Raw genomic sequence first — 12,844 nt, 5'->3', positions numbered from 1 at the left:
ACAGGGCTGGATGGTAGTCGCCCCGGGTTGCGCGTCGGCGACGGCGGGCCGTCTGCGTTATGTTCGCCACATGACGACAACAACATCCACGGAGAACCCCGCCAGCATCTATGTGCTGGCGGCCCACCCCCACTGGCGCGACTCGCGCGTGAACCGCCGGCTGTTCGCCGCGGCGCAGCGCGTGCCCGGCGCCGAGGTGAACGACCTGTACGGCAGCTACCCCGATTTCGCCATCGACGTGGAGGTCGAACGCGAGCGGCTGGCCCGCGCGGACCTGGTGGTGCTGCTGCACCCGATCCAGTGGTACTCGATGCCGCCGCTGCAAAAGCTCTGGGTCGACGACGTGCTGGGCTACGGCTGGGCCTACGGCCCCGGCGGCACCGCGCTGCAGGGCAAGGACTGCTGGCTGGTCGCCACCACCGGCGGCCCCGAGCCGAGCTACCACCCGCAAAGCTACAACCGCTACTTCTTCGACGCCTTCCTGCCGCCCTACGAGCAGACCGCCGCGCTGTGCGGCATGCGCTTCCTGCCGCCGCTGCTGCTGCACGGCGCCCGCCGCGCCAGCGAGGCCGAGGTGGCCGCGCACGTCGAGGTGTTCGTGCAACGTCTGGAAAGCTACCCGGTGTGGCCGGAGATGGACGAGCTCGATGCCTGCATCGCCTGCCCGGTGCCCGAGACCGACCGCCCCGCCGAATCCGACGACGTGGGCCAGGTGATGGCCGGCGCGTTCCACAGCGCGATGACGCACGGCCTGGCCGTCGCCAACGGCAGCAACAGCACCCACAAGGCGGCCTGAGCATGGAACACGCACCCGCCTGGCTGACCAGCAGCCTGATCTACCTGAGCGCCGCCGTGCTGGTGGTGCCGCTGTCCAAGGCCCTGGGCCTGGGTTCGATCATCGGCTACCTCGTGGCCGGCATCGCCATCGGCCCCTGGGGCCTGGGCCTCGTGTCCAGCGTGGAAGACGTGCTGCATTTCGCCGAGTTCGGCGTGGTGCTGATGCTGTTCCTGGTGGGCCTCGAACTCGAGCCCAAGCGGCTGTGGAGCCTGCGCCGCCCGATCTTCGGCTGGGGGTCGGCGCAGGTGCTCAGCTGCGCGGCGGTGCTGTTCGCCGTCGGCTGGGCCGTGGGCGCACCGTGGCGCGTGGCGCTGGTGGCCGCCCTCGGGCTGGCGCTGTCGTCCACCGCGATCGCGCTGCAGGTGTTCGGCGAACGCAACCTGCTGAAGACGCCCAGCGGCCAGGCCGGCTTCTCGATCCTGCTGTTCCAGGACGTGGCGGCGATCCCGATCCTCGCGCTGCTGCCGCTGCTGGCCGGTGCGACTGCGGCCGAACAGTCCATCAGCGGCCTGGACCGCGCACTCGAGGCGCTGAAGATCGTCGGCGTGATCGCCGGCATCATCCTCGGCGGCCGGCTGCTGCTGCGCCCGATCCTGCGCTGGATCGCGCGCAGCGACACGCCCGAGATCTTCACCGCCGCCGCGCTGCTGCTGGTGGTGGCCATCGCGGCGCTGATGCAGTTCGTCGGCCTGTCGATGGCGCTGGGCGCCTTCCTTGCCGGCGTGCTGCTGGCCGAAAGCGAGTACCGGCGCGAGCTGGAGACCGACATCGAGCCCTTCAAGGGCCTGCTGCTCGGGCTGTTCTTCATCGCGGTGGGCATGTCGATCAACTTCGGCGTGCTGCTGGCCAACCCGGGGGTCATGGCCTTGCTGGTGGTGAGCTTCCTGGTCATCAAGCTGGTGGTGATCTACGCGCTGGCCAGGGCCATGGGCCTGGCCTACCAGGAGCGGCCGGTGTTCACGCTGCTGCTGGCGCAGGGCGGCGAGTTCGCCTTCGTGGTGTTCCAGGCCGCCGGGCCCGACGTGCTGCCGCCGCAGACCACCTCGCTGCTGATCGGCGCGGTGGCGCTGTCGATGCTGCTGTCGCCGCTCCTGCTGGTGCTGCTCGACAAGTTCGTGCTGCCGCGCTACAGCCACGCGGGCGGGCCGCAGCTGGAGGAAATCTCGGAGCAGCAGGACGCCAAGGTGCTGATCTGCGGCTTCGGGCGCTACGGCCAGATCGTCGGTCGCCTGCTGATGTCGCAGGGCCTGCGCGTGACGGTGCTCGACCACGACGCCGACACCGTCGAAGGCCTGCGCCAGTTCGGCTTCCGGGTGTTCTACGGCGACGCCACGCGGCTGGACCTGCTGCGCACCGCGGGCGCCGGCACGGCGCGCGCCATCGTGGTGGCGGTGGACGACATCGAGCAGTCGCTGGACATCGTCGACCTGGTGCGCGAGAACTTCCCGCAGGCGCGCATCATTGCGCGCGCGCGCAACGTGACGCACCTGTTCCAGCTGCGCGACCGCGGCGTGCAGGACATCGAGCGCGAGGTGTTCGAGTCGTCGCTGCGCAGCGCGCGCTCGGCGCTGGAGGCGCTGGGCTGGCCGGCGGCCGAGGCGCGCGAGGCGTCGATGCGTTTCCGCCAGCGAAACCTCAAGCTCAGCGACGAGATCTACCCGCACTACAAGGACCGCGCCAAGCTGATCGCCGCCAACAAGGCGGGCCGCCAGCAGTTCGAGGAGCAGATGGCGCGCGAGCGCGAGGAACGCAAGCTGCGCTCGGGCCAGGACTGGGACCGGCTCGGCGAAGACGAACCAGCGGGCGACGCGAAGGCGCCCTGAGGCCCCAGGTCAGACCGGCACGGTCAGGTACACGCCCTCGCGGCCGATCACCGGTGCGCGGGTCGGCATGAAGATCGTGCAGCCGTCGCAGGGCGAGCGGATCTCGCGCCCGGCCTGCACCGCGATCAGCGCGCCCTGGTCGAAGGTCTCGAAACCGAGCACGGGCCGCACGAAGGCGAAGTCGTCCGACGTGACCATGTGGACCTCGAGCAGCCGGAAGCGGCGCGCGGCGACCGGCACGCGCGGCACCGGGTCGACGAGCCCGAGGTGGGCCAGAAAGCGCAGCGACACGTCGGTGGCCAGGTCGGCCGCCGACTGCGCGAAGTGCTGGCCGCACTCGACCACCACCGCGCCGCCGTCGATGCCCGGCTCGCCGTGGCGGCCGTAGGCGGTGACGCCCGTGCCGGGCGCGGCGCCCACGGGCATCACGAGGTGCACCGCCGGGCCGCCGACGGCCTGCGCCAAGCCTGCATTGCGTTCGAACTCCGGGTAGACCCAGAAGGGCTGCACGGGCGCGCGCGTGGAATGGATGTCCAGCACGTAGTCGGCCGCGTCGAGCACCGGCCGCAGCTCGCGCGCGCGGCGCAGCTCGGGGCTGTGTTCGGTGCCGTCGAGCAGCTCAGGCGACCAGATGCGGTTCAGGTTGTGCACCAGCTGGCGGTTCTCGTAGGGCCGGTCGATGTCGAAAGCCTCGTAGGCCTCGACGTTCGCGAAGCTCACAGTGAGCGTGCCGATCTTCGGGCGCACGCCGGTGTCGAGCAGGTGCGTGGCCGCGACCATGCCGCAGATCTCGTTGCCGTGCGTGAGGGCGTTGACGAGCACGTGCGGGCCCGGCTTGCCCGACGCGAAGCGGTGCACGTAGTCGATACCGGTGTTGCCCTGGCGGTAGGCCGAGAGGTCGCGCGGGAGCACCTCCAGCGGGGCGGTGTCGGGTGCGAAGGCCTGCAGTGTCTGCGTCATGGAACCAGCCGCCCGCTCACTCGCCGCGGATGCCGGCGCGCTTGACCATCTCGCCGTACAGCGCGAGCCGCTCCGACATCATGGCCGTGAACTGCGCGGGCGACTGCGCCTCGGGCGCGAGCGAGCCGCGCGCCAGCAGCGCCTCGACCATCGTCGGCTGCTCGGCCACCGTGCGCACGGCCTTGTGCAGCGCGGCGATGACCTCGGGCGGCGTCTTCGCGGGCGCGGCCAGGCCGATCCACGAGGTGGTGTTCAGCACCGGATAGCCCAGCTCGGTGAAGGTCGGCACGTCGGGCAGCGCCGCGACGCGCGTGGGCGAGGCCACGGCCAGCGCGCGCAGCTTGCCGGCCTGGATGTGCGGCAGGAAGGGCGCGAGGTTGTCCAGGCCGAACTGCACTTCGTTCGAGATCAGCGCGGTCACCAGCGGGCCGCCGCCGCGGTAGGGCACGTGCGTGGCGTTGAGCTGCAGCTGCGACTTCATCAGCTCCACGTTGAGCTGGCCCATGCTGCCCGGCCCGGCGCTGCAGAAGTTGAGCTCGCCCGGGCGCGACTTCACCAGCGCCACGAACTCCTTGAAGGTCTTGGCGGGCACGGCCGGGTTCACCAGCAGCACGTTGATGGAGCGCGCGAGCTGGCTGATCGACAGGAAATCCTTGATCGGGTCGTAGCCCGGGTTGGCCTGCGTCAGCGGGTTGGCCAGGTGCGAGCTCTGCGAGGACACCACGAGCGTGTAGCCGTCGGGCTTGGCGCGCGCCACCTGGGCGCTGGCAATGGAGCCGCCGGCGCCGGCGCGGTTGTCGATGACCACCGGCGTGCCCAGTGCCTTCGACAGCGGCTCGGCGTACAGCCGCGCGATCAGGTCGACCGAGCCGCCGGCCGGGAACGGCACCACCAGCGTGACCGGGCGGGCCGGAAAGGCCTGGGCGCGCGCGGACAGGGGCAGCAGCGCCGCCGTCAGGCCGGCGCCGAGGATCTCGCGCCGGCGCAGGGCGGGCACGGCGGGGGTGGTGGAACGCATGGCAAGGTCTTTCTGCAAGGGAAGGCGAGCGGGCAAAGGCTCAGCCCGGATTTGTGCATTCATTTTTGCAAGGAGGCCCTATTTTTGCAATACTCGTTGCAAACATGAGGTTTCTCCGATGCCGCACGCAGACACCCCCGCCGCCCCCAGCCTGACCCAGCGCATCTCGGGCTACGGCAAGAAGCTCACGAAAAGCGAGCGACGCCTGATCGAGGAATTGCAGGCGCACCACCCGCAGGGGCTGCTCGAATCTGCAACGAGCCTTGCAAGAAAGGTGGGCACCAGCGCCTCGACCGTGGTGCGGCTGCTCGCCAAGCTGGGCTACGAGAGCTACGCGCAGGCGCAGATGGAGGCGCGCGCCGAAGTCACCGCCCTGCTGGCCTCGCCCGCCACGCGCGCCGACGCGGTCATCGGCGACGACACCTCCGTGCGCAGCTGCCTGGACAACGCGCTGCTGCACGACCAGCACAACCTGGCCGCCACCTTCGCGGCGCTCGACGTGGGCGCATTCGAGGCGGCGGTGAAGCTGCTCACGCAGCGCAAGGTGCGCGTGCACGTGCTCGGCCAGCGCAACGGCGTGCCGCTGGCCAGCCACCTCGCGCTGAACCTGAACCTGTGTCTGCCCGACGTGCGGCTGCTCGGCGGCGCGGGCGCGCTGCCGCTGGAAGACCAGCTGCTGCGCATCGACGACAACGACCTGCTGCTCACCCTCACCTTCCGCCGCCACTCGCTCGCGATCGCGCGCACGGCGGCCTACTTCCGCGAGAAGGGTGCGAAGGTCGTCATGGTCACCGACAGCCCCACGGCGCCCGCGGCGGCCTCGGCCGATCACCTGCTGCTGGTGCGCACCTCCAGCGCCTCGCCCTTCGATTCGTACACGGCGGCGCTGTCGGTCTGCAATGCCTTGATCACCGCGGTGGCGCAGCGGCGCAAGAAGGAGCTAGCCGCCGTGTTCGAACGCGGCGCGGCGCTGTGGGAGCCGCACTGGAACGAGGCGGCGACGCGCGCCGCCTGAGCCTCAGGCCGCCGGGGTTCCGAGCCCCAGCAGGCGCACCGCGTTGTCCTTGAGGATGCCGGGCATCACCTCGGGCTTGAAGCCGGCGGCCTCGAAGTCCTTCATCCAGCGGTCGGGCGTGATCAGCGGGTAGTCGCTGCCGAACAGCACGCGGTCCTTGAGCAGCGTGTTGGCGTACTGCACCAGCTGCTTCGGAAAGTACTTGGGGCTCCAGCCCGACAGGTCGATCCACACGTTGGGCTTGTGCGTGGCCACGCTCAGCGCCTCGTCCTGCCAGGGGAAGCTGGGGTGGGCCATGACGATCTGCATGTCGGGGAAGTCGATGGCCACGTCGTCCAGGTGCATCGGGTTGCTGTATTCGAGCCGCAGGCCGCCGCCGCAGCGCATGCCCGAGCCGATGCCGCTGTGGCCGGTGTGGAAGATGGCCGGCAGCTTGTACTCGGCGATCACCTCGTAGATCGGCCAGGCCATGCGGTCGTAGGGGTGGTAGCCCTGCACGGTCGGGTGGAACTTGAAGCCCTTCACGCCGTGCTCCTCGATGAGCCGCCGCGCCTCGCGCGCGCCCATCTTTCCCTTGTGGGGATCGACGCTGCCGAAGGCAATCATGATGTCGCTGTTCTGCGCCGCCGCCTCGGCAATCTCTTCGTTCGGGATGCGGCGGCGGCCCATGTTCGACTCGGCGTCGACCATGAACATCACCAGCCCGATCTTCCTTTCACGGTAGTACGCCACGCTCTCGGCGATGGTAGGGCGGCGGTTCGAGCCGAAGAACTTGTCGGCCGCGCGGTCGTATTCCTCGCCGTAGTTGTCGAAAGGGTTCCAGCAGCTCACTTCGGCGTGGGTGTGGATGTCGATCGCGATCAGGTTCCGTGGGTCCATGTCGTTGTCTCCGGTTCGGGTAAGTCCCTAGGTTTCGGGAGGCTCCAATGCCTTGAATTGATTATTTCTCATAACCATAATCCAACGCAACCCCGCACACCATCATGACCAATCCAGACCTTCACCTCGACATCCGCGACGACGTCGCCATCGTTCGTCTCACGCGCGGCGCCAAGCGCAACGCGCTGTCCGACGGCCTGATCCTCGCGCTGCGCGACACCTTCGAGACGCTGCCCGCCACCGTGCGTGCGGCCGTGCTCGACGGCGAGGGCCCGCATTTCTGCGCCGGCCTGGACCTGAGCGAGCTCAAGGAGCGCGATGCCGGCCAGGGCATGCAGCACTCGCGCCTGTGGCACAGCGCGCTCGACCTGATCCAGCACGGCCCGGTGCCGGTGGTGGCGGCGCTGCACGGCGCGGTGGTGGGCGGTGGGCTCGAACTGGCCAGCGCCTGCCACATCCGCGTGGCCGACCGCTCCACCTTCTACGCACTGCCCGAAGGCTCGCGCGGCATCTTCGTGGGCGGCGGCGGCTCGGTGCGCATTCCCAAGCTGATCGGCGTGGCCCGCATGACCGACATGATGATGACCGGCCGCGTCTACAACGCCGAAGACGGCGAACGCGCCAACTTCGCGCAGTACCTGGTCGACGAAGGCACCGCCTTCGACAAGGCCCTGGAGCTTGCCAAGCGAATCGCCACCAACGCGCCGCTCACCAACTACGCGCTGATGCACGCGCTGCCGCGCATCTCCGAGCAATCGGCCGACCACGGCTTCTTCACCGAAGCGCTGATGTCGGGCATCGTCCAGGCCGCGCCCGAAGCGAAGGAACGCGTGCGCGACTTCCTCGAAGGCCGCGGCGCCAAGGTGAGCAAGGGATGACCGCCGTCCGCTACCGCCCGCTGGCCTTCGGCGTGACGCGCGCGGTGCTGCGCGACGGCGCGCCGGGCACGCGCTACCTCAGGGCCGAGACGCCGCTGCAGGCCTACCGCGAACGCATGACCGACCGGCTCGCGCACTGGGCGCAGGTGGCACCCGATCGCACCTTCATCGCACGCCGCGAGCGCCTGCCCGACGGCCGCACCGGCGACTGGCTGCGCGTGAGCTACGCGCAGGCGCTGGAAGAAGCGCGCGGCATCGGACAGGCCCTGCTCGATCGCGGCCTGAACGCCGAGCGCCCGGTCGTGATCCTCAGCGAGAACGGCATCGAGCACGCGCTGCTCGCGCTGGGCTGCCTCTACGCCGGCGTGCCCTACTGCCCCGTGTCGCCGCCCTATGCGATCGTGAGCCAGGACTACGACAAGCTGCGCCACGTCATCGACACGCTCACGCCCGGCCTGGTGTTCGCCGCCGACGCCGCGCGCTTCGCCAAGGCCATCGCGGCCACCGTGCCCGCCGGCACCGAGGTCGTGCTCGCCGAAGGCACGCTCGAAGGCCGCGCCACCACGCGCTTCGACGTGCTCGCCGCCACGCCGGCCACGCCCGCCATCGACGCGGCGATGCAGGCCACCGGCCCCGACACCATCACCAAGTTCCTCTTCACCTCGGGCTCGACCAAGATGCCCAAGGCGGTGATCAACACGCACCGCATGTGGTGCGCCAACCAGCAGCAGCTGCGCCAGTCGATTCCCGCCCTGGGCGACGAGCCGCCGGTGCTGGTCGACTGGCTGCCCTGGAACCACACCTTCGGCGGCAACCACAACGTGGGCATCGTGCTGGACAACGGCGGCACGCTGTTCATCGACGACGGCAAGCCCACGCCCGCCGGCATGGCCGAGACGCTGCGCAACCTGCGCGAGATCGCGCCCACCATCTACTTCAACGTGCCCACCGGCTTCGAGGCGATTGCCAACGCGATGGAAAGCGACGCCGTGCTGCGCCGCAACCTGCTGTCGCGCGTGAAGATGTTCTTCTACTCGGGCGCCGCGCTCACGCAGCCCGTGTGGGACAGCCTGCACCGCACGCAGGAATCGGAAGTCGGCGAGCGCATCGTGATGGGCACCGGCCTGGGCATGACCGAGTCGGGCCCCTTCGCGCTGTACGTGACCGGCCCCGACGTGAAGTCGGGCGACGTGGGTCTGCCGGCCGCCGGCATCGAGCTCAAGCTGATCGAGGTCGACGGCAAGACCGAGGTGCGCTACCGCGGCCCCAACATCACGCCCGGCTACTGGCGCGCGCCCGAGGCCACGGCCGAGGCCTTCGACGACGAAGGCTTCTTCTCCACCGGCGACGCGGTGAAGTGGATCGACGAGCACGACATCCATCGCGGCCTGCGCTTCGACGGCCGCATCGCCGAAGACTTCAAGCTCGCCACCGGCACCTTCGTGAGCGTGGGCCCGCTGCGCGCGAAGATCATCGCGGCCGGATCGCCCTATGTGCAGGACGCGGTGCTCACGGGCATCAACCTGAAGGAAGTCGGTGCGCTGATCTTCACTACGCAGAAGGTGCGCCAGCTCTGCGACCTGCCCGCCGACGCCCCGCTGCAGCAGGTGCTCGAAAGCGCGCCCGTGCAGGCGCACTTCCAGCAGGTGGTGAACACGCTCGCGGCCGGCGCCACCGGCAGCGCCAACCGCATCGCGCGGCTGCACCTGATGGCCGAGCCGCCCTCGATCGACAAGGGCGAAGTGACCGACAAGGGCTCGATCAACCAGCGCGCCGTGCTCAAGCACCGCGCCGCACTGGCCGACGCGCTGCACACCGACACGCTGCCTTTCACGCTCAAGCCCCGCTAACCCATTCAGGAGACACACCATGAAGATCGAAGGACAAGCCGCACTCGTCACCGGCGGCGCCTCGGGCCTCGGCGAGGCCACCGCGCGCGAACTCGCGCGCCTGGGCGCCAAGGTCGCGGTGCTCGACCGCAACGCCGCACTCGCCGAAAAGGTGGCCGCAGAGATCGGCGGCGTCGCCTGCGTCTGCGACATCACCGACACCGACAGCGTGAACGCCGCGCTCGACAAGGCGCAGGCCGCACACGGCCCCGCGCGCATCTTGATGAACGTCGCCGGCATTGGCAGCGCCAAGCGCATCGTCGGCAAGGACGGCAACCCGGCGCCGCTCGAAGACTTCGTGCGCGTGGTCAACATCAACCTCATCGGCGGCTACAACATGGCGCGCCTGTTCGCGGCGCGTTGCGCCAAGCTCGAAGCCCAGGACAACGGCGAGAAGGGCGTGATGCTCTTCACCGCCTCGGTCGCGGCCTTCGACGGCCAGGTGGGCCAGCAGGCCTACAGCGCCTCGAAGGGCGGCCTCGTCGGCATGACTCTGCCGATGGCGCGCGACCTCGCGCAGCACGCCATCCGCGTGTGCACCGTGGCGCCCGGCCTCTTCGCCACGCCGTTGCTGCTGGAGCTGCCCGAACCGGTACAGCACTCGCTGGCCGCGTCGATCCCGTTCCCGCCGCGCCTGGGCAAGCCGTCGGAGTTCGCCGAGCTGGCCTGCCACATCGTCACCAACGGCCACCTCAATGGCGAAGTGATTCGCCTCGACGGCGCCTTGCGCATGGCGCCGCGCTGATTCCCGCCCCCGCAGACAACCAGGAGACAAGACCATGACCACCCGACGCCAATTCACGGCGGCGCTCGGCGGCACCGCCGCGCTCGCCGCATTGCATCCCCTTGCCGCACTCGCCCAGGCGGTGCAGCAGCAGGTGAAGATCTATTACGGCTTTCCCGCTGGCAGCGCGGGCGACAGCGTGGCCCGCCGCGTGGCCGACAAGCTGGGCAACACGCCCTTCACCGCCACCAACCCGGTGGTCGAGAACAAGCCCGGCGCGGGCGGGCGCATCGCGCTCGACACGCTCAAGACCTCGCCGGCCGACGGCGCAGTGCTGTGCCTCGCGCAGGCCTCGGCGCTGTCGATCTACCCGCACATCTACACCAAGCTCAGCTACGCCATCCCCGACTTCGCGCCCATCTCCATCGGCGCCGTGATGACGCACGGCCTGGCCGTCGGCCCGATGGTGCCGGCCAGCGTGAAGACGCTGAAGGACTACATCGCCTGGGCCAAGGCCAACCCCGGCCAGGCCAGCTACGGCTCGCCGGGCGCGGGCTCCACGCCGCACTTCCTGGGCGCGCTGCTGGGCCTGAGCACCGGCACCGACCTGCGCCACGTGCCCTACCGCGGCTCGCTGCCCGGCATCAACGACGTGGTGGGCGGCCAGATCGCCTCGTGCCTGACGCCCGCCGGCGACTGCCTGCCCTTCGCCAAGGCCGGCAAGCTGCGCGTGCTCGCCACCTCGGGCGCGCAGCGCCCCGCCTACCTGCCCGACGTGCCCACCTTCACCGAGCAGGGCTTCCCGGAAATCGTGGCCGACGAGTGGTTCGGTTTCTTCGCACCGGCCAAGACGCCGGCCGCGACCATCGCCGTCGCGAGCACCGCGATCCAGGCCGCGCTGAAGGACAAGGCCGTGGCCGACGGCCTGCTGTCGGTGGGCCTGATCGCGCACGGCTCCTCGCCCGAGGAGATGAAGAAGTCGCTGCAGTCCGAGTACGAACGCTGGGGCCCGCTGGTCAAGAAGATCGGCTTCACCGCCGAGTCCTGAACCCCATGCACTACCAGCCTCGCCCCGAAGACGTCCGCTTCCTGTTGAACGCGGTGCTCGATGCGCCCACGCGCCTGCGCGCACTCGCGCCCTTCGCGGAGGTCGACGCGCCGCTGCAGTCGCAGGTGCTCGAAGAAGCCGCACGCTTCGTCGGCGAGGTGATCGCGCCGCTGAACCGCGAAGGCGACGAGGTGGGCTGCCGCTTCGACGGCGGCGAGGTCGTCACGCCCCCGGGCTTTCGCGCGGCCTACCAGGCCTTCGTGGACGGCGGCTGGCCGGCGCTCTCGGCCGCCACCGAAGACGGCGGCCAGGGCCTGCCCGCGGTGCTCGAAGCCATCCTCTACGAATGGCTCAGCGCAGCGAACCACGGCTTCACCATGGCGCCGGGGCTGCTGCACGGCGCGTACGCCTGCCTCAAGCACCACGGCAGCGACGAACTGAAAAGTCGCTACCTGCAGAAGATCGCGACCGGCGAATGGCTCGCGACCATGTGCCTCACCGAAGCGCATGCCGGCAGCGATCTCGGCCAGGTACGCACGCGCGCCACGGCGCAGGCCGACGGCAGCGTGCGCGTGAACGGCAGCAAGATCTTCATTTCAGGCGGCGAGCACGACCTCACGCCGAACATCGTGCACCTCGTGCTGTGCCGCCTGCCCGATGCACCGGCGGGGCCCAAGGGCCTGTCGCTGGCGCTCGTGCCCAAGGTGCTGCCCGACGGTGCGCGCAACGCGGTGCACTGCGAGCGCATCGAGGAAAAGATGGGCCTGCACGGCAGCCCGACCTGCACGATGCGCTTCGACGACGCCACCGGCTGGCTGGTCGGCGAACCGGGGCGCGGGCTGGCCGCGATGTTCGTGATGATGAATGCAGCGCGCCTGCACGTGGCGCTGCAAGGCATCGGCCTGCTCGATGCCGCGTGGCAGAAGGCCGACGCCTATGCGGCCGAGCGCCGTCAGATGCGCGCGCCCGGCGCCGCGCCCGCCAGCCGCGGCACGGAGGCAGCCGACCTGATCGCCGAGCATCCGGCCGTGCGCCGCATCCTCGACACCCAGCGCGCCTGGATCGACGGTTCGCGCGCGCTGGCCTACCGCAGCGCGCTGATGCTCGACATCGCCACGCACGACAGCGACGCCAAGGCTCGCGAGCGCGCGCAGCGCTGGTGTTCGCTCGTCACGCCGGTGCTCAAGGCCGCCTGCACGCAGCAGGCCTTCCACGGCGCGAGCGACTGCCTGCAGGTGTTCGGCGGCCACGGCTACGTGCGCGAATGGGGCGTCGAGCAGGTGGTGCGCGACGCGCGCGTGACCATGATCTACGAGGGCACCAACGAGATCCAGGCCATCGACCTGCTGGTGCGCAAGGTGCTGCCCGACGGCGGCGCGGCGCTGTCGGCCGTGCTGCTCGAGCTGCGCGACACGCTCGACGCCTCGCGCGAAGCCGATGCCGACGTGCAGCGCCGGCTGGCGCAGCTGCGCTACCTGGGCACCACGGTGGCAATGGCGGCGCACGCCAACCCCGTGCTGCCTTACGAGGTGGCGGACGACTTCCTGCGCGTGGTGATGCTCACGCTGATGGCGTGGGCCTGGGCCTGCATCGAGGTGGCCGCGCCCGCCGATGCGGATCGCCTTCGCGCCGCGGCGGCCTTCCGGCGCTGGGTGCTGCCCGAGTTCGAGATGCGCCTGGGCATCGTCAAGCGGGCTTGTGAGGGTGTCGCACTGGCGCATTCCGCACAAGAGGCGTCACGCTAGTTGTTCGAGAAAGCAACGCGCGGTTAC

General features: G+C 70.1%; 11 protein-coding genes. 8 read left to right on the top strand and 3 right to left on the bottom strand.

Annotated features, from left to right (window positions below; genetic code table 11):
- Nucleotides 1-70 precede the first annotated feature (70 nt).
- On the top strand, nucleotides 71-796 hold the full coding sequence (gene kefF, locus AC07Q9_RS21345) for a glutathione-regulated potassium-efflux system oxidoreductase KefF (protein ID WP_369630069.1): 726 nt from the start codon (nucleotides 71-73) through the stop codon (nucleotides 794-796).
- A gap of 2 nt (nucleotides 797-798) precedes the next feature.
- Nucleotides 799-2,661, top strand: coding sequence for a glutathione-regulated potassium-efflux system protein KefC (gene kefC, locus AC07Q9_RS21340; protein ID WP_495311732.1), 1,863 nt, complete (start codon nucleotides 799-801; stop codon nucleotides 2,659-2,661).
- A gap of 9 nt (nucleotides 2,662-2,670) precedes the next feature.
- Here the strand turns inward: kefC and AC07Q9_RS21335 are convergent, their stop codons facing one another.
- Both AC07Q9_RS21335 and AC07Q9_RS21330 read right to left on the bottom strand, forming a co-directional pair.
- Nucleotides 2,671-3,621: a M14 family metallopeptidase gene (locus tag AC07Q9_RS21335; RefSeq protein WP_495311731.1), complete on the bottom strand. Its 951-nt coding sequence runs from the start codon at nucleotides 3,619-3,621 to the stop codon at nucleotides 2,671-2,673.
- Nucleotides 3,622-3,637: 16 nt separating this feature from the next.
- The gene (locus tag AC07Q9_RS21330; RefSeq protein WP_070061958.1) at nucleotides 3,638-4,639 is read right to left on the bottom strand and encodes a Bug family tripartite tricarboxylate transporter substrate binding protein; all 1,002 of its coding nucleotides are present in this window, start codon (nucleotides 4,637-4,639) and stop codon (nucleotides 3,638-3,640) included.
- Between the two features lie 118 nt (nucleotides 4,640-4,757).
- On the opposite strand from AC07Q9_RS21330, the gene AC07Q9_RS21325 reads away from it, so the two are divergent.
- Nucleotides 4,758-5,654: a MurR/RpiR family transcriptional regulator gene (locus AC07Q9_RS21325; RefSeq protein ID WP_495311730.1), complete on the top strand. Its 897-nt coding sequence runs from the start codon at nucleotides 4,758-4,760 to the stop codon at nucleotides 5,652-5,654.
- Nucleotides 5,655-5,657: 3 nt separating this feature from the next.
- Here AC07Q9_RS21325 and AC07Q9_RS21320 read toward each other — a convergent pair whose 3' ends face one another.
- A complete protein-coding gene (locus AC07Q9_RS21320; protein WP_070061956.1) occupies nucleotides 5,658-6,533 on the bottom strand; it encodes an amidohydrolase family protein in 876 nt (291 codons plus the stop codon).
- Nucleotides 6,534-6,637: 104 nt separating this feature from the next.
- Here AC07Q9_RS21320 and AC07Q9_RS21315 point away from each other — a divergent pair, with 104 nt between their 5' ends.
- The 5 genes from AC07Q9_RS21315 to AC07Q9_RS21295 are packed head-to-tail and all read left to right on the top strand — an operon-like array spanning nucleotide 6,638 to nucleotide 12,817.
- Nucleotides 6,638-7,411 (top strand): crotonase/enoyl-CoA hydratase family protein, encoded by a 774-nt coding sequence (locus AC07Q9_RS21315; protein WP_095746702.1) that lies wholly within the window; start codon nucleotides 6,638-6,640, stop codon nucleotides 7,409-7,411.
- Nucleotides 7,408-9,261 carry a feruloyl-CoA synthase gene (locus AC07Q9_RS21310; RefSeq protein WP_495311729.1) on the top strand — a complete coding sequence of 618 codons (1,854 nt, stop codon included), beginning with the start codon at nucleotides 7,408-7,410 and terminating at the stop codon, nucleotides 9,259-9,261. Before AC07Q9_RS21315 ends, AC07Q9_RS21310 begins: the two co-directional genes overlap by 4 nt.
- Before the next feature lie 19 nt (nucleotides 9,262-9,280).
- A complete protein-coding gene (locus tag AC07Q9_RS21305; RefSeq protein ID WP_495311728.1) occupies nucleotides 9,281-10,045 on the top strand; it encodes an SDR family NAD(P)-dependent oxidoreductase in 765 nt (254 codons plus the stop codon).
- A 34-nt stretch (nucleotides 10,046-10,079) separates the two neighbouring features.
- Nucleotides 10,080-11,072, top strand: coding sequence for a Bug family tripartite tricarboxylate transporter substrate binding protein (locus tag AC07Q9_RS21300; protein ID WP_447746960.1), 993 nt, complete (start codon nucleotides 10,080-10,082; stop codon nucleotides 11,070-11,072).
- 5 nt (nucleotides 11,073-11,077) lie between these two features.
- Entirely contained in the window at nucleotides 11,078-12,817 is a 1,740-nt protein-coding gene (locus AC07Q9_RS21295; RefSeq protein ID WP_495311727.1) for an acyl-CoA dehydrogenase family protein, read from the top strand.
- Nucleotides 12,818-12,844 lie beyond the last annotated feature (27 nt).

Source organism: Variovorax sp. GW821-FHT09A10 (genome assembly GCF_059418385.1).
This window is presented reverse-complemented; position numbering and strand designations above follow the sequence as displayed.